The sequence below is a fragment of the Candidatus Enterococcus willemsii genome, from assembly GCF_009933335.1.
In the GTDB taxonomy this organism is placed as follows: domain Bacteria; phylum Bacillota; class Bacilli; order Lactobacillales; family Enterococcaceae; genus Enterococcus_F; species Enterococcus_F willemsii.
The window spans coordinates 160111-185862 of record NZ_MAEL01000035.1; the positions used below are offsets into that span (position 1 = coordinate 160111).

Below are 25752 nucleotides of genomic sequence, written 5' to 3' on the forward strand. Positions count from 1 at the left end.
CAAGGTGTCTTCTTTTTTATTCGTCTCATTCTTCATTTTCTTCCTCATACGCAATTCGAAACATCAGTATAATCAAAATGACGGTTGAACCTAATAATACCGGAACTTGTACATTGTCATTAACTGGACCGAATATTGAAATTAGAATCAAAATAACCAAAATTATCGACAGAATGGCACGAATCATAGATAAAAACCACGATAGCCATCAGACAACTTTTCAACATGGATTAACGTGTAGCCATTGTAGGTTTTTGGTGGATAATTCTTAAATCTGTAAATTTTGTATTGGATAAAAGTAGAAACGTCATTTGGACTCTCTGCTTCATCTCCATGAACGACTGGACTAGTAGTACCCATAATACCGACCATCAATGCGAATAAAATGACTTTTTTCATCTGTTTCACTCTCCTATCAAAATGATACTTTGAGTGTACTACAATTAGAGGCGTAAAAACCAAAAAAGGCGTGAACGTTGATTATTTTGACTTGAACGTATGATTGAGTTGCGAAATTTGGCGAATAGAAACCAAACATGTTTCATTATTAATGAAAGTGAGTATCCTTTTTTTCTGATCAACATGAAGAATTGTTTGTTGATTGGCAACGAATGATTTATGCACCCGAATGAAATGTTCTGATAATTGCTCCACTTCGGTAATTTTGCCATAAAATTCGACGGAGCCGTTCGTTAGGTGCAAAATCAATTTGTGTTGTGCAGGTGATGTTTCAAAAAACATAATGTCCGACAAATCAAAGACACGAATTTGGCTACCAACTTTGAGACGGATTTTATCCGTCAACACTTTATTTTCAGATGTATAATGTTTTTGGGCTTGTTGTAGAGCTTCTTTGATGCGCCTAGTCATATCCTGGGGATCATCTTTAGGAATATAATCCATCGCTTCGACTTTATACTTGAAGGTTAACGGTGCCTTCTCGCTATGTGTAGTGGTAAAGATAATTTTACCATCAATACATAAATCACGAATCGCTGCACCAAGTTGAATGCCATCCATTTGATGATTTAAATCGACATCTAAAAAATAAATACCTTGGTTTTGTGGGTGTAGAGTGACATATTCAAGTAGTTCATCAGGATTAGCTGTACTTAAAGCAATATGCATATCTAAGTCTTCCATCAACAAATAGTTATTAATTAGCGTCTCTAATTTAGTTCGTTGAATTAAATTGTCTTCGCAAATAAATATATTTAGCATACTTACCCTCCAAAAATAGTTAGTTTTTGTGTGAATTGCTTATCAATACTTGTTTCCAGCAAAAGATTGGGAATTTGTTGTACCAACTCATCGACAGTGCTCAAACCAAGCCCGCGATGACTCCCCTTTGTCGAAAAACCAGTTGTTTTTAATTGATGTAATGGTTCAATGTCTGCGCGTGCAGTATTTTGGATAACAAATAGACAGTCTTCAGCAATCGTGAAAATCGCTACTTCAAGTGTTCCTTGCTGTAAATTCTCCAATTCTTCAATCGCATTATCCAATAAAATCCCTAGAATACGGACAAAAATAATCGGATCAACCGTTGCTGGAAGTTGAATAGGTTCATTGATTTCTAGAGAGACGGGAATACCTTTTTCTTGGGCCAATAAAAGTTTGGTCATAAAAATGCTTCGAATCGCCGCATTTTCGATTTTTTGTAAATTGTTGAGTTTTAAAAAATGTTCTGAAAAAATTGCTCTTGTTGGTTGAATGTGTTCTGTGTAGTAAGCTTTTAATTCAGACATATCCTCGGCTTCCATGTAGCTTTCCATGGAGGAAAGGATGTTGATATAGTCATGACGAAACTTGCGAATTTCTTGGTATTGTTTATCTAATTCAGTCGTATACAGTTGCATCGTTTGGTATTCAATTTCTTTCTTTTGAGCAATCAAGGTTAATCGTTGGTGCCTTTTCAGAAGCGTAATTGTCAAAATCCCCACAAAAATTAATAAGACAATAAAAATATTGAAGATATTTAATAACGTTTCAAATTGAAAGTCACTTGGATTGGACTGAATGTAATTGTTTAATGCGTATAACTGATAAACAAAAAATAAAGAAAACACCGTGTATCCAAGCCAAGCTAATTGATTTTCAGGCAGTTTGGTTAAAAAAAGCCGTTGAATACCAAAAGCGAGCAAACAATTGCAAGCAACAGAAAAGCAGAACCAGAAAATCATCAAGCTATTGTTACCAGAAAATAGTACTTGTATGGTAAATGGCGTGGCGAAATAATCAAATCCCATCGATAGTAGGAAAGCGAGTGTCAGCGTCAATAGTAATTTACCAATCGGCTGTGTGCGGTCATTCATAAAAGAAAGAATAAACAGTAAGACTAATAAAACAATCGTATCAACTTGAGAAATATTGCGACCTAAATTATAAGTAAGAATCAAAATAATGACTGAAAGAAATAAGTTATTTTTCTTGAAGAGCGGAAGCGTATCTAAGATGAAAAAATTACAAAAAATTTGAATAATATGTGAAAAAATCGACAAATAAAACATGTAATACCTCCAATCTATCAGGGCTTGTTAAGAAATTATAGCATGGTATACGCAAAAAAGGACAGATAGTTTGGGGAATTTCAACGTTCAAGTACAAAAATCCAACGTTTACGTAAAAAATGGTTTTTGGTAGTCAAAATAAAGTAAAATGAACTTGCGAATGCTAATAACTCACTTTTCAACACAAGTGATTGCGAATACTTACGAGTGTAGCAATAGCATATATTCATTTGAAAAATAAAAATATTTGAAGTATTTTTGCACATAGTATTAACCTCTAAATTATATTGTTACCTCGCTTTTGTAGTCAAAAAGCAACGTTCAAGTATAAAAATATAACGTTTGCGCCAATTTTGGCTATAGCACATAGAATTTTGATACACTGATAAAGTGTAGAATCATAGATCACATACCTCAGGCACAACAGGAGCAGGGGGATGTGGTCTTTTGACTTTTATTGAAAGATTTGCTATAACTAAAGGACTTAAATAAAAAAGGTGTTCTAGGGTTCCGCAATATTGGTCTGGTCCGAGAGAACACGCGCACAGCGTACACGGTAGGAGAAAAGCCTAGGAGTATTGATGATACTTCTAGGCTTTTTTTTATTTTGAGGAGGAAGAGATGATGTGGGAAATTATTGGAATGACGATTATGACGAGTGGATTTGATAGCTTGAATCCAATGGCGATTGGGCAACAATTTGTATTGCAAGGATTAGTGAAGAAACCACGTGACATTTGGTACTTTATTTTAGCTACAGGTGTCATGAATTTTCTTGGTGGAGTGGTGTTTTATTTTAGTTTTGCAACAATCTTTATTCAAAGTTGGACAAAAATAATAGTGTGGTTGCATCCTTATCTCTCGACGTTACAGATTATTGGTGCAATACTGTTATTTATACTAATGGGTGTTTATCTTTGGAAGCAACGGGGTCCAGTGGAAACTCAGAAAAAAATCACAATTAAAGGCAATATGACACCGACAGCACTCGTCTTGCTAGGACTTGGTGCGACGCTATCAGAGTTAGCAACGGCTTTTCCATATTTTGCATTTATTGGTTGGTTAATGAACCAAAGTTTTCATTCCATACTTGTATTATGTTTGATGATTGTGTATAACATCATTTATATGCTGCCTTTGATGGGGCTTTATGCAGTATACTGTTTTCGTCGGGAACAGTTTGACCGGTTCTACCGCTGGATACAAATGCAGATGATTCGTTGGCAACGACGACTGATTCCTTTAATTTTAGGAGGAATCGGTATTTATTTACTTATTTTAGGTCTATTTTAAACGAGAAAGAAGGAAGAGAAATGGCATTTGCAAAATTACTTTTAGCGGGACTGCTCGAAATTTTATGGGCGTATACGTTGGGAAAAAGTGACGGCTTTTCTCACTTGAGTTGGGGAATTGCAACACTTGGATTGTTATTAATTAGTTTATACTTTTTAGAATCAGTGATTAAAGAATTTGGCGTAGGCGTGACGTATGCCGTTTTTACGGGAATTGGTACGGCAGGAACTGCCATTTTGGATATTTTTGTCTTCCACGAGCCAACGAATCTTGGCAAAATGATTAGTTTAGCAATACTGCTGACAGGAATTATCGGCTTGAAATTAAGTAGTGAGGAGGCAAACGCATGAGTTGGTTATTATTAGGAATTGCAGGATGTATGGAATTAGTGTTTGTTATTTTCTTAGAAAAAGCAACACAAGGAAAAAAGCAGTGGTTGGTTGTATCGCTGATTGCGATTCTACTGTCGATTTATTTGTTGGGGCAAGCCACTCAGTTTGTTTCTTTGGGGGTTGCGTATGCTGTTTGGACAGGAATTGGCTCGGTTTTAACAGTCGGGTATGGGATTTTATGTTTAGGAGAGAATCGTAGTAAAGCGAAGTTGTTTTTTGTCTTGCTTATTGTCATAGGCATCATCGGATTGAAACTAAGCTAATAAAAAACCAAGTAAGAAGTTTAAACTCTTACTTGGTTTTTTATTAATAACTTCGAATGAGGAGTTGCGAAGCTAGCAATTGCAACATGTCTCTTGCATCGCATTCAGGTAAACGAGCAATGTCCGTCAAGGCTTTTTGCGTATAGCGTCGAGCGATGTCTTTTGCCATTTCGACTCCTTCATGTGCCACTACGAGTTGGGCTACTTCTTGTGATTCTTCAGGTGTAATGTCTTGCTCTTTTTCTAAGTATGGTAGAAAAACATCGGGATGCTTTTCTTTAGCTAATAACAACGGTAACGTATAGATACCTTGTGATAAATCTTCCAACACAGGCTTTTGCAGCACATCTTCTTCAGCTGTGTAATCTAAAATATCGTCATAAATTTGGAAAGCAATACCGATACTACGGCCGATTCGTCCGGCTAGGCGTTCTACCTCAGGGGCAGCTTTTCCAAAATGTGCACCTTCTGCACAAGCTAACCAAAAGAGTTCTGCGGTTTTCCCGTTCACGCTGCGTAAATAATCACGAAAGGTTTCTTGCTTGTTATATCGCGTGTGCATTTGATCCAACTCACCTAGCAAGAGACGTTTCATCGAACGTGCGTTGATGGCTAAGAATTTAGATCCATTCATTGCATCGATGACTAACTCAAAGAAAACCGTGAAAAGCAAATCACCTGTATAAACAGCAATATCTTTACCGTATTTTGATTGGACAGTCATTGTCCCTCTACGTAAAGGAGAGTCGTCAATGACATCATCATGAATGAGTGTCGCCATGTGAAGTAATTCGATAGAAGCAGCAATTTGTATTAATTGTTTTTCGTCCTGTTTTTCATGGTCTCCTAAAGAAGAAAATAGTAAAAAGAAAGCGGGGCGTAAATATTTGCCACCTGCTTGTGAAAATTCAATCAGCGTTTCTTGAATATCTTTATTGCGAACTCTCATTTGTTTCTCAATTAGTGAGCAAACGATTTGGAGTTTGTTTTGAATAGTGGGATAATCGTTCCAGTAAGATAGCATGTGTGTAACCCTTTCAATGTTAAATAGTAGTTCTATTTTAACTTATTTTCGTTCAAAAAGGCAATTTAATGCTATCGAAATTAGAAAGGAGGTAAAAATGTCAGTAGCCGTTTTTTTAGAACTGGTTGAAATAAAGGCCAAAACAGCTAGCGTTCTCCCTTTTTTAATTGGTTTGTGCTATAGTTGGTATCGTTATGGCTCAATTCACATTGGCTATGTAGCGATTTATTTTATTGCCATGTTTATTTTTAACATGGCCGTCGATATTCTGGATAATTACAATGATTACCATCATGCGACAGAAGGACATGACTACAAAGAGAAAACCAATATCATTGGTAGAGAAAATCTATCGTTACGTCTGGTTTTTTGGCTGATGACTAGCATGATTGTGATTTCTGCATTGTTGGGGATTGGATTGGCTACAGTTGTTGGTTGGCCATTATTATGGATGGGTTTGTATTGTTACTTAGTTGGGATTTTTTACTCTTCTGGACCACGTCCGCTATCAAGTTTGCCGTTGGGAGAATTTTTCTCAGGTTCAACAATGGGTGTGATGATTTCGTTTATTTGCGTTTATTTGAATACTTTTGAAACTTTTCATTGGAATTTTTCTGAAATATTCAGTATCTTTATAATTGCTTTGCCAAATACGATGTGGATTGCGAACTTAATGTTAGCAAATAATCTTTGTGACAAAGAGGAAGATGAAAAAAATGAGCGCTATACCTTGGTTCATTATTTAGGAAGAAAAAATTCTATTCGTTTATTTGTCGGAATGAATGTGGTCGCATTTTTAGGTATTATTTTGTCTGTTATTATGGGGTTAGCTCCAATGACTATATTATTAACATTTTTAGCAGGCCCCTTTATTTTGAAACAAATACGTCGATTTAAACAGAAGCAAGTAAAAACAGAAACCTTTATTTGCGCAGTTCGGATTTTAGCAGTTGGTTCGGTAATGCAAGTGATTACTTATTTGATAGGTATTCTCATATAATAATTTTGAAAGAAAGAAGTGGAGAAGTAATGAAAGAAGTGGCTATTTTAGGCGCTGGATACGCGGGCTTAAGAGCGTTACATGAATTACAAAAAAAAGCAGCAGGTGAGTTTCATATTACTTTAGTGGATCGTAATGATTATCACTATGAAGCAACTGATTTACATGAAGTTGCAGCGGGAACACAACCGAAAGAAAAAATTACTTATGAAATTAAAGATGTTGTAAACCCTAAAGTGACAACATTCATTCAAGATGAAGTAGTAAAAATTAATCCAGATAAAAAAGAAGTTGAACTTAAAAACAATCAAGCATTAACGTATGATTACTTAATCGTTGGTTTAGGTTTCCGTTCAGAAACATTTGGTATTCCTGGTGCAGAAGAAAACGCGTTAGAAATGGTTAACGTAGAATCTGCCGTTAAAATTAACCAACACATCAAAGCAGCAATGGCTAAATACAAAGAAACAAAAGACAAAAAATATTTGAAATTAGTTGTTTGTGGTGCTGGATTTACAGGTATTGAATTAGTTGGTTCACTTGTTGAAGCGAAAAAACAATACGCTAAAATTGCTGGCGTAACAAAAGAAGAAATTGAAGTATATTGTGTCGAAGCTGCACCGAGCATCTTACCAATGTTCAATGACGACTTAACAAACTATTGCTTGAAATACTTAGACAAATGGAATGTTCATTTGATGACTGGTTCTGCAATCAAAGCAATTAAACCTGATACAGTGGTTTATGCAAACGGCGATGTTGAAAAAGAACTAGAAGCAGGTACAATTATTTGGACAACAGGTGTTAGCGGAAGCTTCGTTATTGGCGAATCTGGTTTCGAAGAACGCCGTGGCCGCGTAATGGTTAACGAAGACTTAACTGCTCCAGGTCATGATGATATTTACATCATCGGTGACGTAGCAGCTGTTATGGATAAAGAATCAAACCGTCCTTACCCAACAACTGCACAAGTTGCACTAAAAATGGGTGAATATACTGCAAAACACCTTGTTAACCGTGTGAAAAATCAATCAACACCAGCATTTGTATTCAAATCAGCAGGTTCTGTTGCATCAATTGGTAATACACATGCATTTGGTATGGTTGGTAAAACAGGCGTTAAAGGTTACCCAGCTTCATTTATCAAGAAAATGATTATGAACAAATCATTGCTTGAAACTGGTGGTGCAAAAGAAGTTTTAGCGAAAGGTCGCTTTGACTTATATCACTAAGCCGATAAAAAGATATTCCCTACAAGTTGCTTGTGGGGAATTTTTTTGTAAATAGGAACTCTCAGAAAGGAAGATGGAAATGAAAGAAAAATTAGCATTGGTTGATGGTACATTGCACGCAGAATTTTGGTTAGAAATAAATGCTTCACCAGAAAAAGTGTGGACATTTTTGACGGAAACAGACAAATTGGCGCAATGGTTTCCTGAACTTCAAGCAGGAGAAATTTCAGCAGATGGTTATATGAAATTTGTGATGCCCGAAATAAATTTGACGATGGCAATCCAAGCGTTTCAGTTAGGGGAAAAACTAGCATATCAGTGGGATAGTGGCCAAGTAACGTTTGACATTTTAGCCGATAAACAAACGATTCTTCACTTTTCTGAAGAATTACCCCCACAATTTCCTCAAAAACATCGAGATGTTGCAGGGTGGTCGATTGTCTTGCGTCGTTTGAAAAACGCCATAGAAGGCCAGCCCGTCGATTTTTCAAATGTCGGTCATGCGGAAGCCGAGCAAAAGTTTGGCAAGCAGTTAGCAGCGTTTGAATCAACAAAGTAACGAATATAAACAAAAAACAGCCACCACTACAGGTGACTGTTTTTTTATTACGTCAATTTCTGACATAATTGCTCGTAATTCACTGTTTCTTCAGGTGTGAATAGGTGATAATGCAAGGAATCATCTGCTTCATCGTGAATAATCACTAGCCGCTCATTATTCGGTTCAAATGTCCCTAATGAGAAAATCGTAAAGCGATTATCAATGATTTCAATATCACGTAAAGATTTAGAAAAGACTTTACGAATATGGTGAACTTTTTTGATGCGGTAATCGGCTTTTTCAGCAGCTTTTTTCAGTGTAAAGCCTTCATCCAAGTAGTGCTTGATTAGTTCGACTTTCACGACCATTGGTAAACGATAACGTCTAGCGCCATGTGTTTCTTCTTCGATAGAGGCAATGAAGCCTTTTTCTTCCCAATAACGTAATTGTCGAGGAGAAGTACTGCTCATGTTGCTTAATTCACTAATCCCTACAAGTAAGTGATCATTGTCTAGTAATTCTTTTAAAAAAGATGATTTCATTTTTACTCCCTCGTTTCTACACCGTCTCCCTCTATTGTACTTTTTATGACATGTGTGTCAAGTTAGTTGACAAATTAGCCAAAAAGGCATAAAGTATGCAATGCTGAGAAAAGGAGAGGAAACAAATGAAAGAACAACCAGTTGATATTTATGGAAAACCTTATAACCGTACACTACTAGTTGCAAACTTGTTAATTGGTACATTTTGTACGGTATTGAATCAAACATTATTAACAACCGCATTTCCTGCATTAATGAAAGCCTTTGATATTACGGCTTCAGATGTACAGTGGTTAACCACCGGATTTTTACTAGTCAATGGTATTATGATTCCGATTAGTGCGTGGCTAATTAATAAATTTAGTTCTCGTAATTTATATTTATTTGCGATGTTTGTCTTTTTTATTGGAACGTTGACGTGTTTTACAGCACAAAATTTTTCTATGCTGTTAATTGGACGTTTAGTTCAAGCTAGTGGTGTAGGGATCTCTATGCCATTATTACAAAATATTATGTTATCGATTTTTCCACCAGAAAAACGTGGTGCAGCCATGGGAATGTCAGGGGTAGTTATTGGGCTAGCACCTGCTTTAGGACCAACATTATCCGGTTGGATTATCGATCATTATTCATGGCGTGAATTGTTTGGAATGGTATTACCAATTGCTGCACTTGTATTGATTTTAGCGTTTTTCTTGATGAAAAGTGTGATTCCATTATCTAATCCAAGTATTGATGTGTTATCTATCGTTTTATCAAGTATTGGATTTGGTGCATTGCTTTATGGATTTTCTAGTGTAGGGAATAAAGGATGGGGCAATTGGGAAGTTCAATTATTTATCGCTGTTGGTGTGATTTTTATTGGCTTCTTTGTATGGCGTCAATTACGCTTGCCAAAACCATTCTTAGAGTTACGAGTATTCAAATCACCTATCTTTACAATTGCAGCCATTTTATCCGGTGTGACAAATATGGCAATGATTGGGGCAGAAATGGTTGTGCCATTGTTTATCCAAAATATTCACGGTCAATCCGCTTTTCATTCTGGTTTAATGTTATTGCCAGGGGCGTTAGTGATGGGGATTATGATGCCTGTGACGGGTGCTATTTTTGATAAACACGGTGCACGTCGGTTAGCCATTATGGGGATGTTTATTTTAACTGCGGCAACCGCACCATTCGCTTTTTTAACTGCTGAAACACCTGTGATGTATATTGTGGTCTTATATGCGATTCGTATGTTCGGGATTTCGATGGTTATGATGCCTGTGACAACTTCTGGAATGAACGCCTTGCCAGCGCACTTAATTAGTCATGGAACAGCTGTGAATAATACTTTCCGACAAGTTGCAAGTTCAATCGGAACAGCGATTTTAATCAGTGTGTTAACAAGTGTCACTAACAATAATTTGCCGAACCAAAGCATGCTAGAAAAAGCGCCAATTGCCTATAAAGAACAAGCAGTGAATGCGACTCTTTCAGGATATCATTCTGCGTTTATTGTAGCAGTTGTCTTCAGTGTAATTGGCTTTGGTATTACATTCTTCATCAAAGAAAAAAATGATATGAAAGTTGTGAAAGAGGAGGCGAAAGCATGATTATTTTTTTATTAATACTCAGCGTAATTGCATTTGCCGCGACGTTTGTCTTTGCTAAAAAATCATGGCAAACAGGTCTTTCAATCGTTTGTGGCTGTATATTTGTAGGTAGTATTGTGCTGATGACTCTGAATTTTACAAATCATTTTGGAATGAAAAAAGTTACGGAAATAGCTACTGTTGAATTAGACTCAAGTTCTGACATACAAGGGGTAGATATTTTATTATATCAACCTCTAGGTGAAGAAGAAAAAGTCTATGTCTATCAAGCAACAACTAATAAAGATGCAACGACGACTGAAGCAGAACACACCGTCAATCATATCGAACAAGGTTCGGATAAAGCAACACTAGACATTACTACTAGCTATTGGGACTACAAAGATAGCTTCTACCAATTATTATTTGGCATTACTAAAGGTGATGGCGAATTGATTGAAATCACAAATGACTTCCATTTGCCAGATTCGTGGGAAGTAGTGAGTGTTGACCAAATCAAGGCATTACAAACAGTTGCCAAGGAACATGAAGCAGAGCTTGAAACTGAGGCTGGTCAGTATATTCAAGAAAAAATGAAAGCTAGCCAGCCGATGGACGAAGCACAACAAAAAAAGGCTATCCAACAATGGACAGCAGAATTTCAGGCACAAAAAATGCATGAGATGTTGGCAGAAGTGAAAGATAAATAAACAAAAAGAAGGGCATTCGTGTCCTTCTTTTTGTTTGCAAATACATACTATTTAACAGTAATTTTTCCTGTTTCGACAGTGATGCGTAATTGATTCGTTAATGCGTCAGTGCTTTCAAAAGAATGATTTGTTTTTGTGCCGGCCAAATCTGGTATGGCTATTTTTCCTAGTTCAGATGCTAAAGAAAAAGATGTATCTTCAAAAGCTTTAGGAGCTAACGTTAATTCAATATTTCCTAATTCGCTAGTTAATTGATTTTTTCCAATGAACGTGGTGTCTTTGCTAGTGATTTCTCCCGTTTCCGTTGAAAAATAACTGTTTGTAAAAGTGGATTGTTGCAAATGAAGCGCACCGATTTCAGTCGTTAATTCGCTATTCGATAACTCACTATTTTCAAGCGCTAGTTCTCCTTGTTCAATAGAGAGTTCAGCTTGATGGAATGTACTATTATGAGCTGTCTGGCGACCTTGTTCTACATGTGTAGTTAATGTGTCAATCATTGACTGATTGAAGGTTAAATCGCCTAATTCTACTGAAATATCTGCGTTTTCGGCTTGTAGTTGGTTAATAGCTAGATCTCCGATTTCAACGTCAGCGTCAATTTGTCGCAATTGATTTTTGGGTAGGTATAAGGTAATCGCTGTTTGTTGACCAGTTGTTTGTTCTGGTGCAAAGAGATAATTAATGAACGAAAGATCAATTCCCAAATGATACTTTTCATCATAAAGTAGTTGATTGATAGTTAATGTATTATCTGCAACAGCATATTTAATATTGGATGTCGAATTTTTATTGGTAATGTGATACGAAAGATACGCATGATTGTCATTTGAAGGTTCAATATTCACTTTTGCAAGTTCAGCCGTTAAAACAATTGAATCGAAGGAGTCTAGCATTTTTTTATCCATCTTTTGTATATCAGGATGTTTACCTTGTTTTAAACCAAAACGATTTAAATCTGCTGTCGCTAAATAATCTCGTCCACCTAATAACAAACCAATGCCAAACAAGATTGCCCCGCTACCAACTAAAATCATGCTTATCCATAAAAACTTTCTCATTATCCTCATTAGATTGCCTCCTTTTTACGCCTTGTGAGTAGAGATGTTAGCTTAAGAACGACTTTCTTAACGAAACGAAATATTACTGGCATAAAGGAAGTGAGCAAAAATCCTAAACCTAAAAGTAACAGTCCTAGTCCGATAAGAGATAAGCCACCTGGAATAGAGAATGGTAGAGCGATAATTCCTCTTAAGACTAGTTTACCTCCTGCAAGTACACCAGCAACCATTAACGAGCAGATAACAAGTATCAAGGTAAAAAATAGCAGTCCAACTGTGACTAAAAGTAAGAATGCAGTAAGTGCTAGAGGAATGCCGATGGGGGCAGCTAGTAGAGCTAAAGTAGCTAACCAAAATGTTCGTTGCATGCCTATCGTTGAAGTATCACGTTGTTTTTCTAGTAACTGACCTAAAATATCACGGGCTGCTTGTTTGGGTGTGCCGAGTTCTACAATGACTGCTTGCTCGTTTTCAATACCAGCTTCGTCAAAGTATTCTGTGAAATAATCCATCGCATCCACGTAGTCTTCATGAGGTAATTTTTTTAAATATCGTTGTAACTCCATTAAATATGTTTCCCGATTCATCCGCGAACCCCTCCTTCAATAATCGCATCTAAACTATCGCGATAAGATGCCCATTCATGTCTTAAAAAGTTTAATTGTTCTCTCCCTGTAGGAGTTAGGGAATAATATTTTCTCTTACGTCCTTGGAATGTTTGTGTATACGTTGTTAAAAATCCCGCTTTTTCTAATTTTTTTAAAATTGGATACAAAGTAGATTCTTTAATATCAGCTACGAGTTTGACTGTTTGGCTGATTTCATAGCCGTAAGAATCGGTTGTTTCGACAACGGAAAGAATTAAACATTCAATTAATAATGAAGAAACAGGATAATACATCAATGTTCACATCCTTTGTTTAATAATGTTTTTATATATGTAAAAATTTTATATATATAATTTATATATATAGTAACATGGAGGAGAGGTAGATGCAATGAAAGAATGAATCGGAAGAGACTCTATTTTTTTGCGCACTACAATGCAAAAACCTCCAGATAAATTTTTGCGGATAAAAAGTTTAAAAGTCCATATGGAGGTTTAGCGCTTTCATTTATATACTGAGTGTACAAATTAAAAGGAGGAAAAAAATATGTCATTAGTGCAAGCGCTTTTAATTGCAGCGTGGGCTGGTTATTGTTCGTATGATGATGTGGCACCACAAATGTTACGCCGACCATTATTGGTAGGTCCGTTAGTAGGTCTTATTTTAGGAGATATGACAACAGCATTAATTATTTCAGCAACACTAGAACTGATGTGGATGGGTCTTGGAAACATGGCAGGATACCAAACACCAGATATGATTGTGGGAACCATTTTAGGGGTAACTGTTTCAATTACTTCAGGAACGGGTGCTTCTCCAGAAGGAATTGCAGCAGGAGTTGCAGCTGCTACAACGGTAGCGATTTTAGTACAACAATTATTGGTAATGACTCGTGTGTTAAAACAATTCTTTGAACCCTGGGCAAACCGTCTTGCCAAAGAAGGTGATCTCGATGGCATGATGAAAATAAATCTAGTCGCTTTAGTGATTCAATTTTTATTACGCGCAGTACCAACCTTTATCGTGGTTTATTTCCAAGCAGGAGTAGTAGATAGAATCTTGAATGTAGTACCTGATAATGTTTTAGGCGGATTAGGCATTGCATCAGCGATTTTACCAGCTGTCGGTTTATCTATCTTGATGACCTTAATGATGAAAGGTATTTTATGGCCATTCTTGTTACTAGGCTTTGTGTTATCAGGTTATTTAGAATTAGGTATCTTACCAATTACGTTAATTTCATTATCATTTGCGATTATCTATTCATTCATTATGGAAATTATTGATCGCCAAAATGATATGGCTTCTGTACCAACAGGGGGCGCCGTACAAAATATCGATGAAGATGAGGGGTATGACTTATGATGGAAGAAAAACAAGTAGCAAATGGTACGCCACAACGTGTTGCTTATGAAAAAATCACACGTAAAGACCTCAATAAAGTCTTCTGGCGCTTACAAATTTGGGGCCTAAACTTAACATCTACCTTGGTAAGTACGCAAGCCAATGGATTTTTAAATGCAATGACACCTGTGTTGAAACGTCTTTACGGCGACGCTGACCAAGCAACGCGTTCACGTGCGATGCAACGTCATTTGTTATATTTCTTATCTCAAATTACAGCAACTGGGATGATTCTGGGAATTACTGCAGCGGTGGAAGAAACAACAACGGAAGATGAAAAAGAAGCGGTTGTTGCGATTAAAGCAGGAATGATGGGACCTTTAGCTGGAATTGGGGATAGTGTCTTTAAGATTACGATTCAAGCGATTGCCGGTAGTATTGGTGCAGCTTATGCCATGGAAGGCAGTATTTTAGGTCCAATTTTAATGTTTCTGATTTACAACGGCTTAAATATTGGCGTGAAGTATTACGGAATTATTGCCGGTTATGAAAAAGGTATGGAATTCATCCAAAGTGGTGAACAAGCAAAAGTTATGCAAAAAATCATTAATATTTCCACAATGGTTGGGGTTATTGTATTAGGGGCGCTGATTGCCCAATATGTGAAAATCAATGTCGGAACCGAAATCAAAATGGAAGATACAGTGATTAGTATCCAAGAATTATTAGATGGTATTTTACCAAAATTCTTACCACTTCTATTCACTTTAGGCTTGTATAAATTACACAGCTATATGCCAAGAAAATATCTAACCTATTTAATTTTTGGTATTTTAGTTATCGGTACAGTTCTAGCAGTAATGGGTATTCTAGTTTAAACGTAGGAAAGGACGGTTTGTATGGCAATTCATATTATTGTTTCAAGTCATGGCTTGTTTGCACAAGAAGCATTAAAAACAGCGGAAATGATTCTTGGTGTACCGCAAAAAAATGCATCGGTAGTATCGGTTACAACTGGTCGAACATCTGATGAATGCTTGCAAGAATTGACACAAATATATAATGAAAAAAAAGAAGGTACAGAAGGCACGTTGATTTTAGTGGATATTTATGGAGGAACACCAGCAAATATCGCAACATATCTGACATTAACAACGGAAGACGTCCAAGTTTATTCCGGCTTAAATATTCCGATGTTGCTTGAGCTCTTTTTAAGTAATCCAGCAACATTAAGCGAAGCAAAACAAATTGTAGAAAATGCGCATGGCGTATCTTTAGTAGATATTACCAGCAAGGCAAAAGAAGGGATGGAAGAAGATGGCGATTCAGTGGATTCGTATTGATGATCGATTAATTCATGGGCAGGTAGCAAGTTCTTGGCTACGTCACATTGGAGCAGAACAAATAATTTGTGTGAGCGATGCAGCAGCAAGCAATCCGGTACAAGCACAAGTCTTAAAAATGGCCGCACCAGGCTACATTGTACACTTGTTTGGAGTGGATAAATTTATTCGTGTTTATCAAAAAAATCCAATTAAAAAATCAACCTTTGTGATTTTAGGTAGCACAGCTGACTTATTAAAATTAAAAGAAGGTGGTGTGGACGTTCAAAATGTCAACTACGGTGGTATGCGTGAACGTAGCGATCGGACCATTCGTTATGACCATGATTTATGCTTCACACCGGAAGAAGATGAAGCGTTGAAGACATTGATTGAACAAGGAGTGAAGATTGATTATCAAATGGCTGCCTATGATGCACCTACGCCATTGATGGACTATATCAAACAAGTGAAAAAAGGAGAATAAGTATGCAAATTGAATACGTTGAAGCCTTTTTCTTGGATGATCATCAAAATGAGCTAAATATTGTCACAGACGAGGATAATATTGGTACGTATCGTTTATATTGGACCTATGAAAACGATGTGCAGACAACTGACAAGCATTTTCTGCTGGAATCCAATCAAAAAAATATCCAATTTAATTTTGCATACAATCCAGATAAGGTAAATTATTTCATTATTGAATTTGAACAACATCCAGCTTTGTTATTTGGTTATCGTATTTTACCAATGTCTGGCATGTATAATTTCCGTGACATTGGTGGCTATCGTACAGAAAATGGTCGTCGCATCAAATGGGGTGTTGGTTTTCGTTCCGATCATCTGCAGAATTTGAACGAAGACGGTTTCGAATTCTTACGTAGTTTGGGCTTGAAGTCTGTGATTGATTTTCGAAGTCCACTTGAAGTTGAAAAAGATCCCAACCCATTTTTCAGTGACGATGCGCAATCTTTCAACTTTGATCCACAAGCACATGTCGCAATGGCAGCAGGGAATGCCCAAAACTTGGATACAAGTGAGGATATGAAAACAAGGGCACTCAAAGCGATTGAAAGTGGTGAGACAGGAGCGCAGCAAATGGTGGATCAACAACTAGCATTTGTGGATAGTCCGACGAGTATTGAAGCATTCAAACAAACACTTAAAACAATCGCGCAACCAAGCAATGTCCCGACGATGCAACATTGTCGAGGTGGAAAAGATCGCACAGGTTTTGCTTTGATGGTTTTAGAAGGCTTATTAGGAGTTCCAAAACCACAATTAGTCTATGATTATATGTTAACAAATCGGGCACGTGCCAAGAAAAATGTTAGTTATTATAACCGCTTCTTGGAAGAAACCGGTGATGAAAAGATTGCCCAATATTTGTATTCCTTGTTTGATACTAAAGAAGAATTTATTTTAGCTTCAATTGAAAAAATATTGACACAATACGGTTCTATTCGCCAATATGCCAAAGAAGTATTGTCATTATCCGATGATGAGATAGCCAATTTAGAAAAGTTGTTTTTAGAAGAAGATTAAGGGTACAATAACTGGTAGGAAAAGAGCGAGTCAATCGTCTATTTCTATCAGTTATTTTAATTAGAGAGGAGAGGCAAATGAAAGAGCTCAACTTTCGCGAAATTAGTTTGCTAAATATGTTATTAGATAATGAATTTGTTAGCGCGGATGAACTACTGGAGTTTTCTGATATTTCTTTACGAACGTTACAAGCAGAAATAAACTTGCTGAATGATACTTTGGCTCAATATTCTTCTGACATTCAGATTGTTAATCAACGAGGAAAAGGCTATACACTGGAATATGGAATGGATCAACCGGAGAAATTGGAACAATTGAATCGACATTGCAAAAAATATTTGAACCTTTCACTTAATAAACGATTTAGCGAAAATGTGCGAATTGCTAGAATTTGTCGGATTTTATTTGGAACAACTGAATACATTAAAATTGAAGCGATTGCAGAAATATTAAACGTTAGTGTTGCAACAGTTAATAAAGACATGCGCCAGGTACGTGACTTTTTGCAGTTATATGGGCTGACAATCCAATCCATTCCTTATTATGGGATGCAAGTAGCTGGTTCTGAGCAAGCAATTCGTTCTTGCATGCTAGATTTACTGAATATTTATAGTTATTCAGAGGATACCTTATTTGACGAACCGGGTTTAGAACAATTTTCATTTGTCAAAGAGGATATGTTACAAGTCATGGCGCATATTAATAGCTGTCTTAGACAATATCCTTACCCGCTGACAGATAATGGTTTCCGTCGTTTAACCAAGTATCTGATGATTTTATCCATTCGAACTGGCTTACAAAAGGAGTTAACACTGCCTGAGCAACATCTTATTCAGCAATTGCCTGCTTATACACTGGCAAAAGCGTTATTGCCAACTGCTATCACAGCTGAAGTGGAAATATTGGCATTATTTTTGCTCGCCCACAGTGAAAACACATCATGGCCAATTTCCGCCAATGCATTACTACCAGAAGTACCGAGTATTTATCAGCAGCTTGCACAGAAATTAGCGGATATCTATCACCTAGATATCAATCAATACCCTGATTTTTCAGCATATTTACAACAATTTCTCTATCAATTTTACTTGCGAAAAACATATGATTTTAAGCAATTAGAAGTGTTGCGTACACAACGTCATAGCATTAAACAATTCTCTTCCTCAATTACCTTGGCAAGTGTCATTTACTTTGAATTACCACAATATGTTGCGACGGATTTGTATGATCAGTTATTTTTAGAGTTTGTCGTGCATATCTATCATATTATTTGTCGGTTAAAAAATGAGTATGAACCAACGAACATTTTGATTATTAATGACTTAGGAAAAATTGCGAATGAATCATTGATGCAAAAATTGCATTTGTACAATAATTATGATGTCCATTATGATTATCGTTATTTTTATGAATTAGATTCCATTGATTTTGAAACATATGATGTTGTCTTTTGTTCGGAAGATTTTCATTATGATCTGACCAAAATTCCTATCCCAGTGATGACCTTTAACTTCTTTTTACGCTCGGAATTTTCGACATTGCTCTGGTCACGAATTTTAGCACCTAAAAGAACAATTGGCTCGGTGTCTAATTATTTGGTGCATCCAGAAATTAAAGAAGTAACAGGCAAGTTCGCACAAATCATTCAACAAATTACTGATTATTTAATTCAATTACCGGGGTATCAACCAGCAATGAGTCCCCAAAAAATCAAAACTTTTATTGAAACATTGATTTTAACTGCCGATTATAGTAAATATTCAGTGAACAAACTCATTACGTTATTTTCAACAGCACCTATGAAGAAGCGTTATTTTATTTTTCATTTGAAAGAACCTGTCACGATTCGCGATCGCAAAATCAGTAGTTTGCAATTTGTATTTCTGGATGTTTCAAAAGGCTTGTTGGAAATAAAAAATGGTGACTCGCAATTACGCCGTTATACAACGCCGCATTAAAAAGAGTGATGGCTTTAAAGACCATCACTCATGAAGCTGTTTCAAAAACCAAGTATCCATTAAAGTATGACCAGTTTCACCTAAAGGTTTGTCTAGTAATTTAAAGCCATTTTTATGATACAGACCATTTGCTGCTTTTAAAATAGAAGAAGTTTCAAGGTATAATTGTTGGTAATGTTGTTGTGCAAAGTTTATCGCATGGCTCAATAGTTGTTGCCCATAGCCATGTCCTGTGGCTGCATCTGAGAGATAGAGTTTTTGTAGTTCAGCGATATTGTCTTGTAACGGTGCAATCCCGACACCACCGACAACTTGCTCATTCTCATTGACGAGTACCCAATAAGCAGAGTCTGGTAAGTCGCGATAAAACTCAGACAAATGATCTAACTGTGGATCAAAGTATGCTGTTCCGGGGATATCAAGCTGATGGTTTTCCAATATATGTCGAATAATTTGTGCCATTTGTAAGTCATCTTGTGCTGTGATTTCACGTATGTTCAAACGAATCACTCCTTTGTTTTTTCTTTTTATTATAGCAAATTTTGGTTTAGATAAAGGGATCAGTGTTCATAAGTAAAAAAGAAAACGTTGACATTTTTTTAAACAAGATGTATTATGTGAAGTGTTAAGAGGGTCAGTTGGATAAAACAGCTGATTATTTAAAATTTAATAGTTATTCGCTAAGGCTTGTTACTTTTCGGAAGGCATAACCAAAGCAAACAAAAGTTTATTTTGTTTGCTTTGGTTTTTTTTATATTCTTTTGCCGGTGAATAACAAATTACTGTAACAAACAGCGTAATTGAATTCCGACAAGCACTCATAATTTTTCAGAAAGATATTTATTATGGAATGAAGCAGACGCTGTATCAAAAGATTTGAAGGAGGTAGAGATGTATTTGTAGGTTATTTTTAATGAACAGAATGAAGAATAAAGGAGAAAATGAAAATGGCGAACAATGAAAAATTACAAAATATGGCAGATTTAATTTTAGAAGCAGTGGGTGGAAAAGCGAATGTCTCAAATTTGACGCATTGTATTACTCGTCTTCGATTTAATTTGAAAGACGAAAGTATTCCAAGTGATGAAGAAGTCAAAAAAATTCCTGGTGTTATGGGAGTTGCTAGAGCAAGTGGTCAGTATCAAGTGGTGATTGGTCAAACTGTGGGCGATATTTATGCAATAATTGGTGATGAAATTGGCTTAGATACTAGCTCAACCATTTCCATTAATGGTCATACTAAGAAAAAGCTAACACCAATGGGTATTGTGAAAGGTATTTTTGATGGACTATCTGGCAGTGTGACACCTGTCATTCCTGTATTGGTTGCAGCAGCTTTCTTTAAAATGATTGTGAGTTTGCTTGGACCAACAATGTTTGGTGTCCTTACGCCTGAAAGTGATCTATATGTGTTACTTAATACAGTCGGTGATGTCGGTTTTTACTTCTTCCCAGTGTTAACAGGTTATACAGCTGCTCGTAAGTTCAATGCCAGTCCTGTATTGGGAATTTTCATTGGTGGCTTGTTGTTGCATCCAACATTATTAGATCTTGCTGCACAAGCGAAGACTTTAACGGTTTTAGGCGTAACAATTCATCCACAAAATTATGCAAGTACGATTATCCCAAGTATTTTATCTGTATGGGTCATGTCTTATATTGAGCAATTTTTCAAACGAGTGATTCCTAATTCGTTACAGATTATTTTAACACCGTTTTTAACTGTTTTAGTGATGTTACCAATTACATTGGGAGTTGTGGGGCCATTAGGTAGTTACCTAGGTAATTTTGTTGGACAAGGTTTGCTTGGTCTTTCAAATACAGGTGGCATTTTGGGTGTTATTGCGATGGGATTATTAGGTGGTTTCCATCAAATACTCGTAATGACGGGCATGCATCATGTATTAATGACGGCTTTAATTATTTCATTATCTGAGTCAGGATCAGACCCATTTGTATTACCTGCTGTAATTTGTGGAGGGGCAGCAATTTGGGGAATGACACTAGCATCATCAATCAAAATTAAAGAAAAAGAAGAAAAAGGCTTGGCGTTTAGTTACTTTATTACTTCTATCATTGGTGGAATTACCGAACCAGCTTTGTATGGTTTAGCTGTGAAATATAAACGACTATTTATTGCATTAATCGGTGGCGGATTTGTCGGTGGCATTGTGATGGGAATCTTACATGTGACAAGCTATTCATTAATCCCGGTTGCTAATTTATTATTGATTACAACATTTATCGGGGATACATCGGCTAATATTATCAACGGTGTTATTTCAGTAATCATTGCTTTCGTTGTGTCTTTCCTACTGACTTATTTCTTTGGCTTTGATAAGAATGAACCAGTATTACAAAAATAATGGAGATGATAGAATGGCTTTAAGGAGGTCTTATTGGATACAGAGAATAAGACGTTCAATTTCAACCAGTTGGTTATTAGCTGATAGGGAGATTTTGTTATGAAAGCGATAAAAAAAAATAAATAATAACGTTGCGCTTTGTGTGGATAATCATCAAAGAGAACTTATTGCTTTTGGCAAAGGTGTTGGTTTTCCAGAGATGCCTTATGAAGTTGATTTAGAAAAGATTACGATGACCTTTTATCAAGTAGACACAAAATATTATGATTTAATTGCTCGGATTCCGGAAGAAATTTTTGCGATTGCTTCTCATCTAGTAGAAGAAGCCTTTACCAGACTAAAAGGTGAATTGAATCCTAATTTAGTTTTTCATTTAGCCGATCATATTCACTTTGCGCTTGTTCGACAACAGTCCTATCAAAAAATAAAGTTACCATTTTCTTTTGAAATCGAGCAATTTTATCCAACGGAAACTCAACTGGGTCAACTTGCTTTGGAACTCATTAAAAATAAATTGCATGTGACACTTCCTGAAAGTGAAGTCACAGCGATTGCTTGGCATTTTATCAATGCACGTAATGAGAGTGACCCACTAAATGAAGAACAGCAAGTAGAGAATTTGATTCGTAAAATTGTGACGACTGTTGAGACAAAATTAGCTATTACAATTGATGAAAATTCCATTAACTACAATCGATTCGTTTTGCATCTTCGTTATTATCTGAAACGTTTAAGGGAAAATGATTCGACAAAACATGAACCAAATACCTTTTTAGATGGAATGAAAAAAGAATTTCCGGAAATTTATGCTTGCGCTATTACTGTTGGACACTTAGTAGAAGCAACTTATCATGTCAAAACAAGTGAAGAAGAATTGCTTTACTTGTTGATTCATATCAATCGTATTTATCAACATGCGATATTAGAAAAAACTACAGAGGAGGATGAATGATGACATTAATTGAGTCGTATATTTATTCAGAAACGTTAATGAGAGATGTCAGTGTCTCTGTTTTATTACCTTTACCAAGTATTACAAATGCAGAATACGGAGAAGGTGTCGGATTGCCGTCGGATGATCACAAATATCAAACGTTATGGCTAGTCCATTCTGCGACAGGCGACCATACGAAGTTTATTCGTGGCTCTAGAATTGAAGCTTTTTCTAGAGCGAATAAAATGGCAGTTGTGATGATGGGTGTTGACAATAGTTTTGGTTGTAATGTGCCTAATATCGGAAACTATTTTGACTATATTACAGAAGAATTACCTAAGACGCTACAAGCGATTTATCCGTTATCAGATCGTCGCGAAGATAATTTTATTGGAGGCACATCAATGGGTGGTTTTGCAGCTTTTATGGCGAGTTTAAGAAAACCCGAAAAATACGCAGCTGCCTTTTCGATCTCAGGTGCATTAGCTATTGAAGAATTGGAGAAAATTGAAAGTGTTCGTCCATGGTATATAAATGTGACGAATGCATTGTTTGGAGAAAATCGTCAATACTACAACCCTCATGAGCATGATTTACAAACAATGGCAGAAGATTTACTACAGTCAAACAAAGAACAGCCAGCATTATATGCATGTTGTGGCACCGAAGATATGTATTATCGTGCAGGCTATGATGTAATTCAAGCCTTACGTGCCAAGGGATTGAATGTGACATATGAAGAAGGACCAGGTGCACATGACTGGGATTATTGGGACCCTCAATTAGGTCATATTATGCGTAATTGGTTACCTAAAAAGGGCGATTTAGTTCATTTTAAAAAATAAAAGGAGGAAATATTCATGGCTGTTTTTGAAACAAGAGTTTATTCAGAAACATTAATGCAAGATGTCTCAGTTTCGGTCATCTTACCACTGCCAACTGTTTCTAATATGGAGTATAACGCGAAAGTACGACTTCCTGAAAACGGGGAAAAATATCAGACAGTATGGTTAATTGGTACAGCGACGGCTGATCATAGCAAGGCAATCCGTAGTACAAGAATTGAAAATTATGCAAAGAAGAAAAACGTTGCAGTCGTTGTCCCTAATTTGTTGAATAGCTTGGGATATGATTTACCGGGAGGAGATCCGTACTTTGAATACCTAACAGTAGAATTACCAACGATTATTCGCTCCATTTTCCCATTATCTGCAAAACGCGAGGATAACTTTATTGGTGGTTCTTCCAATGGTGGATTTACTGCCTTTATGGCGGCGCTGCGTAAACCAGAATTATACTCTGCTGCGTTTGCAGTGGGTTCTGGTGGCTTAGATATTGAAAAAGCGAAAGAAGCACCCAATGGTAAATTCTGGTTTGATCGCGCACTACCAACTATTTTTGGACCAAATCATGAATTTTATGATCCGCATATCCATGATTTGAAAGTAATGACCGATGACTTACTGGCAACCGATAAGCCACGACCAAAATTTTATGCAAGTTACGGCACGGAAGATATTTATTATTCATATAGTCAAGATGTTATCAAACACATGCAAGCGACTGAACTCGACTTTACTTATTTTGAAGGACCGGGAGAACATGATTGGGCATTTTGGGATCCACAATTTAAAGAAGTCCTAAATTGGTTGCCGCTACAAAATGGCTTTGTGTCAGCATAGAAATGATACAATTGGAAGAGGTGTGAGACAATGTTTTCAAAATTAAAAAAGAAAAAGACGATTTTTAGTCCAATGACTGGTCAATTAATCCCTTTGGCTACTGTCAAAGATCCAGTATTTTCACAAGGGATGATGGGACCTGGTTTCGCAATCGAACCAACGAGTGGAGAGATATATTCGCCCGTCGAAGGGACAGTTACTAATATTTTCCCCACTAAACATGCTATTAGTCTTAAATCAAAAAATGGCAAAGAAATTCTTTTACACATTGGGATTGATACTGTAGCGTTACAAGGGCAAGGCTTTGACATTTTGACAAAAGAAAACGCCAAAGTCACAAAGGAAACGTTACTCGCTCGTGTTGATCGTGACTATTTGAAACAGCAAGGAAAATATGACACTTTGATGGTGTTGTTTCCAGAAGAACAGTCACTACCAATCAATGTTGAAGTAAAAGAGACGGTTGCCCAAACAGCTTTGTTTGATTTTGAGTAATTAGAAAATAAGAAGGCATTTTGAACAGGATTGTTCAGAGTGTCTTCTTATTTTATGAAGATGGTTTTTGTAATTATTGAAATTCCCACTTGTAATTTCCTGAAACTTCCTGTAAAATTTTGAAGGTTTAATTATTTTTAGTTAGGGTGGGTATGAGTATGTCTAAGTATCAACGAAAGGTTTTACTTTCAACGTCTGCGGGAATTGCGTTGGAGAACATGGATATTATGTTCTTAGCATTTTCACTGTCTTCTATTATTACGACCTTTAATATTAGCGGTACACAAGCAGGTTTGATTGCGACAATTACCAATTTAGGTATGCTGGTCGGAGGAATTTTCTTCGGTATTATGGCAGATAAATATGGACGTGTGAAGGTTTTTTCGCAAACAGTGATTTTGTTTTCGATTGCGTCACTTCTGATGTATTTTGCCTCAAATATTTACTTGGTTTACTTGTTCCGTTTTATTGCTGGAATCGGTGCTGGTGGTGAATACGGCGCATGTATGTCATTAATTTCAGAGACATTTCCTAAGAAGCATCTAGGGAAAGCTTCCTCAATTGCGGGGATCGGCGCGCAAGTTGGCGCGATGTTAGCAGCTATTTTAGCGTCGCTTATTATTCCGGCGTTTGGTTGGCAAATGTTATATGTGATTGGTGTTTTACCAGTGATCATGGTGTTATTTATTCGTTGTGGTTTGAAAGAGCCAGAAGTATTTGAAGAAGCTCGCGCGACTGGGAAGAAAACGAGTTTATGGGAATTATTTGCAACGTCTAAAGTTGCGTGGCAAACGATTGGTTTAAGTTTGATGGTGACGGTTCAAATCGCTGGTTACTTTGGTTTAATGAACTGGTTACCTTCCATCATGCAGGCTCGTTTAGGTTTGAGCGTTTCAGGTTCTTCTTTATGGATGGTTAGTACGATTGTTGGGATGTCGTTAGGGATGATGACCTTTGGAACAGTTATGGATAAAATTGGTCCACGTCGTGCGTTTGCTATTTTCTTGCTGTTTTCAGCAGCATCGGTTTATTTGTTAGTGTTAGCGAATAATCAATGGACACTCGTGGGTGCAGCTGTGATTGTCGGTTATTTTATTAATGGCATGTACGGTGGTTATGGTGCGGTGATTAGTCGTTTATACCCAACAGAAATTAGAGCAACAGCGAATAATTTCATTATGAACTTAGGACGTGCAGTTGGAGGCTTTTCTTCCATCGTGATTGGGTTTCTAATGGATCATTATGATTTACAAGCAGTTATTCTGTTTCTATGTATTATTTATTTAATTAGTTTAACAGTTTTAATGACAATTCCAGGTGTAAAAAATTTACAAAAAAACAATTAAAAAT

The 25752-nt window shown here is 36.5% G+C and carries 30 protein-coding genes and 1 riboswitch; of the genes, 20 read left to right on the plus strand and 10 right to left on the minus strand.

Features of this window, described 5'->3' with window-relative positions; genetic code table 11:
- Positions 1 to 25: 25 nt before the first annotated feature.
- From BAU17_RS06435 to BAU17_RS06450, 4 genes are all read right to left on the minus strand, one after another.
- Entirely contained in the window at positions 26 to 187 is a 162-nt protein-coding gene (locus tag BAU17_RS06435) for a hypothetical protein (protein WP_161902008.1), read from the minus strand.
- Entirely contained in the window at positions 184 to 399 is a 216-nt protein-coding gene (locus BAU17_RS06440) for a hypothetical protein (RefSeq protein WP_161902009.1), read from the minus strand. The genes BAU17_RS06435 and BAU17_RS06440 overlap by 4 nt, the downstream gene beginning before the upstream one ends.
- A gap of 81 nt (positions 400 to 480) precedes the next feature.
- Positions 481 to 1221, minus strand: a complete 741-nt coding sequence (locus BAU17_RS06445; protein WP_161902010.1) for a LytR/AlgR family response regulator transcription factor — start codon at positions 1219 to 1221, stop codon at positions 481 to 483.
- A gap of 2 nt (positions 1222 to 1223) precedes the next feature.
- The gene (locus BAU17_RS06450; RefSeq protein ID WP_161902011.1) at positions 1224 to 2510 is read right to left on the minus strand and encodes a sensor histidine kinase; all 1287 of its coding nucleotides are present in this window, start codon (positions 2508 to 2510) and stop codon (positions 1224 to 1226) included.
- Between the two features lie 491 nt (positions 2511 to 3001).
- Positions 3002 to 3088: riboswitch (guanidine-I (ykkC/yxkD leader) on the plus strand.
- Between the two features lie 43 nt (positions 3089 to 3131).
- Here BAU17_RS06450 and BAU17_RS06455 point away from each other — a divergent pair.
- Genes BAU17_RS06455 through BAU17_RS06465 form a run of 3 tightly spaced genes read left to right on the plus strand, consistent with a single transcriptional unit; the run spans position 3132 to position 4458 of the window.
- Entirely contained in the window at positions 3132 to 3803 is a 672-nt protein-coding gene (locus BAU17_RS06455; protein WP_161902012.1) for a GAP family protein, read from the plus strand.
- A gap of 20 nt (positions 3804 to 3823) precedes the next feature.
- The gene (locus BAU17_RS06460) at positions 3824 to 4153 is read left to right on the plus strand and encodes a DMT family transporter (protein WP_161902013.1); all 330 of its coding nucleotides are present in this window, start codon (positions 3824 to 3826) and stop codon (positions 4151 to 4153) included.
- Positions 4150 to 4458: a DMT family transporter gene (locus BAU17_RS06465; RefSeq protein ID WP_161902014.1), complete on the plus strand. Its 309-nt coding sequence runs from the start codon at positions 4150 to 4152 to the stop codon at positions 4456 to 4458. Before BAU17_RS06460 ends, BAU17_RS06465 begins: the two co-directional genes overlap by 4 nt.
- Positions 4459 to 4501: 43 nt before the next feature.
- Here BAU17_RS06465 and BAU17_RS06470 read toward each other — a convergent pair whose 3' ends face one another.
- Positions 4502 to 5482, minus strand: coding sequence for a polyprenyl synthetase family protein (locus BAU17_RS06470; RefSeq protein WP_161902015.1), 981 nt, complete (start codon positions 5480 to 5482; stop codon positions 4502 to 4504).
- Between the two features lie 97 nt (positions 5483 to 5579).
- Between BAU17_RS06470 and BAU17_RS06475 the strand changes: the two genes are divergently transcribed.
- The 3 genes from BAU17_RS06475 to BAU17_RS06485 all read left to right on the plus strand — a co-directional run bounded on the left by BAU17_RS06475 (position 5580) and on the right by BAU17_RS06485 (position 8273).
- Positions 5580 to 6482, plus strand: coding sequence for a prenyltransferase (locus BAU17_RS06475; RefSeq protein WP_161902016.1), 903 nt, complete (start codon positions 5580 to 5582; stop codon positions 6480 to 6482).
- Between the two features lie 29 nt (positions 6483 to 6511).
- Complete coding sequence (locus BAU17_RS06480; RefSeq protein WP_161902017.1) at positions 6512 to 7714, plus strand: NAD(P)/FAD-dependent oxidoreductase; 1203 nt, start codon at positions 6512 to 6514, stop codon at positions 7712 to 7714.
- A gap of 79 nt (positions 7715 to 7793) precedes the next feature.
- Positions 7794 to 8273: an SRPBCC domain-containing protein gene (locus BAU17_RS06485; RefSeq protein ID WP_161902018.1), complete on the plus strand. Its 480-nt coding sequence runs from the start codon at positions 7794 to 7796 to the stop codon at positions 8271 to 8273.
- A gap of 47 nt (positions 8274 to 8320) precedes the next feature.
- On the opposite strand, the gene BAU17_RS06490 is transcribed toward BAU17_RS06485, so the two are convergent.
- Positions 8321 to 8797, minus strand: a complete 477-nt coding sequence (locus tag BAU17_RS06490) for a MerR family transcriptional regulator (RefSeq protein WP_161902019.1) — start codon at positions 8795 to 8797, stop codon at positions 8321 to 8323.
- Positions 8798 to 8922: 125 nt separating this feature from the next.
- Between BAU17_RS06490 and BAU17_RS06495 the strand changes: the two genes are divergently transcribed.
- Both BAU17_RS06495 and BAU17_RS06500 read left to right on the plus strand, forming a co-directional pair.
- Positions 8923 to 10395 carry an MDR family MFS transporter gene (locus BAU17_RS06495; RefSeq protein ID WP_161902020.1) on the plus strand — a complete coding sequence of 491 codons (1473 nt, stop codon included), beginning with the start codon at positions 8923 to 8925 and terminating at the stop codon, positions 10393 to 10395.
- Positions 10392 to 11084 (plus strand): DUF4811 domain-containing protein, encoded by a 693-nt coding sequence (locus BAU17_RS06500; RefSeq protein WP_161902021.1) that lies wholly within the window; start codon positions 10392 to 10394, stop codon positions 11082 to 11084. The genes BAU17_RS06495 and BAU17_RS06500 overlap by 4 nt, the downstream gene beginning before the upstream one ends.
- A 47-nt stretch (positions 11085 to 11131) precedes the next feature.
- Here BAU17_RS06500 and BAU17_RS06505 read toward each other — a convergent pair whose 3' ends face one another.
- Genes BAU17_RS06505 through BAU17_RS06515 form a run of 3 tightly spaced genes read right to left on the minus strand, consistent with a single transcriptional unit; the run spans position 11132 to position 13046 of the window.
- Positions 11132 to 12154, minus strand: a complete 1023-nt coding sequence (locus tag BAU17_RS06505; RefSeq protein WP_161902022.1) for a DUF4097 family beta strand repeat-containing protein — start codon at positions 12152 to 12154, stop codon at positions 11132 to 11134.
- The gene (locus tag BAU17_RS06510) at positions 12154 to 12732 is read right to left on the minus strand and encodes a DUF1700 domain-containing protein (protein WP_161902023.1); all 579 of its coding nucleotides are present in this window, start codon (positions 12730 to 12732) and stop codon (positions 12154 to 12156) included. The genes BAU17_RS06505 and BAU17_RS06510 overlap by 1 nt, the downstream gene beginning before the upstream one ends.
- Positions 12729 to 13046 carry a PadR family transcriptional regulator gene (locus BAU17_RS06515; RefSeq protein WP_161902024.1) on the minus strand — a complete coding sequence of 106 codons (318 nt, stop codon included), beginning with the start codon at positions 13044 to 13046 and terminating at the stop codon, positions 12729 to 12731. Before BAU17_RS06515 ends, BAU17_RS06510 begins: the two co-directional genes overlap by 4 nt.
- 253 nt (positions 13047 to 13299) lie before the next feature.
- On the opposite strand from BAU17_RS06515, the gene BAU17_RS06520 reads away from it, so the two are divergent.
- The 6 genes from BAU17_RS06520 (at position 13300) to BAU17_RS06545 (ending at position 18925) form a co-directional block, all read left to right on the plus strand.
- On the plus strand, positions 13300 to 14118 hold the full coding sequence (locus tag BAU17_RS06520) for a PTS mannose/fructose/sorbose/N-acetylgalactosamine transporter subunit IIC (protein WP_161902025.1): 819 nt from the start codon (positions 13300 to 13302) through the stop codon (positions 14116 to 14118).
- Positions 14115 to 14975 (plus strand): PTS system mannose/fructose/sorbose family transporter subunit IID, encoded by an 861-nt coding sequence (locus BAU17_RS06525; RefSeq protein ID WP_237579088.1) that lies wholly within the window; start codon positions 14115 to 14117, stop codon positions 14973 to 14975. The genes BAU17_RS06520 and BAU17_RS06525 overlap by 4 nt, the downstream gene beginning before the upstream one ends.
- A gap of 21 nt (positions 14976 to 14996) precedes the next feature.
- Positions 14997 to 15440, plus strand: coding sequence for a PTS sugar transporter subunit IIA (locus tag BAU17_RS06530; protein ID WP_161902026.1), 444 nt, complete (start codon positions 14997 to 14999; stop codon positions 15438 to 15440).
- Positions 15415 to 15906, plus strand: coding sequence for a PTS sugar transporter subunit IIB (locus BAU17_RS06535; protein WP_161902027.1), 492 nt, complete (start codon positions 15415 to 15417; stop codon positions 15904 to 15906). Before BAU17_RS06530 ends, BAU17_RS06535 begins: the two co-directional genes overlap by 26 nt.
- A 2-nt stretch (positions 15907 to 15908) precedes the next feature.
- The gene (locus tag BAU17_RS06540; protein WP_161902028.1) at positions 15909 to 16967 is read left to right on the plus strand and encodes a tyrosine-protein phosphatase; all 1059 of its coding nucleotides are present in this window, start codon (positions 15909 to 15911) and stop codon (positions 16965 to 16967) included.
- A gap of 77 nt (positions 16968 to 17044) precedes the next feature.
- Positions 17045 to 18925 carry a BglG family transcription antiterminator gene (locus BAU17_RS06545; RefSeq protein ID WP_161902029.1) on the plus strand — a complete coding sequence of 627 codons (1881 nt, stop codon included), beginning with the start codon at positions 17045 to 17047 and terminating at the stop codon, positions 18923 to 18925.
- A gap of 24 nt (positions 18926 to 18949) precedes the next feature.
- Here BAU17_RS06545 and BAU17_RS06550 read toward each other — a convergent pair whose 3' ends face one another.
- Entirely contained in the window at positions 18950 to 19426 is a 477-nt protein-coding gene (locus tag BAU17_RS06550) for a GNAT family N-acetyltransferase (protein WP_161902030.1), read from the minus strand.
- 446 nt (positions 19427 to 19872) lie between these two features.
- On the opposite strand from BAU17_RS06550, the gene BAU17_RS06555 reads away from it, so the two are divergent.
- The 6 genes from BAU17_RS06555 (at position 19873) to BAU17_RS06580 (ending at position 25748) form a co-directional block, all read left to right on the plus strand.
- Complete coding sequence (locus BAU17_RS06555) at positions 19873 to 21291, plus strand: PTS transporter subunit EIIC (protein ID WP_161902031.1); 1419 nt, start codon at positions 19873 to 19875, stop codon at positions 21289 to 21291.
- Positions 21292 to 21409: 118 nt separating this feature from the next.
- Positions 21410 to 22243, plus strand: coding sequence for a PRD domain-containing protein (locus tag BAU17_RS06560; protein WP_272927944.1), 834 nt, complete (start codon positions 21410 to 21412; stop codon positions 22241 to 22243).
- On the plus strand, positions 22240 to 23070 hold the full coding sequence (locus tag BAU17_RS06565; RefSeq protein WP_161902033.1) for an alpha/beta hydrolase: 831 nt from the start codon (positions 22240 to 22242) through the stop codon (positions 23068 to 23070). The genes BAU17_RS06560 and BAU17_RS06565 overlap by 4 nt, the downstream gene beginning before the upstream one ends.
- A gap of 15 nt (positions 23071 to 23085) precedes the next feature.
- Positions 23086 to 23907, plus strand: coding sequence for an alpha/beta hydrolase (locus tag BAU17_RS06570; RefSeq protein WP_161902034.1), 822 nt, complete (start codon positions 23086 to 23088; stop codon positions 23905 to 23907).
- A gap of 30 nt (positions 23908 to 23937) precedes the next feature.
- The gene (locus tag BAU17_RS06575; RefSeq protein ID WP_161902035.1) at positions 23938 to 24402 is read left to right on the plus strand and encodes a PTS sugar transporter subunit IIA; all 465 of its coding nucleotides are present in this window, start codon (positions 23938 to 23940) and stop codon (positions 24400 to 24402) included.
- 158 nt (positions 24403 to 24560) lie between these two features.
- Positions 24561 to 25748, plus strand: a complete 1188-nt coding sequence (locus tag BAU17_RS06580) for an MFS transporter (RefSeq protein ID WP_161902036.1) — start codon at positions 24561 to 24563, stop codon at positions 25746 to 25748.
- Positions 25749 to 25752 lie beyond the last annotated feature (4 nt).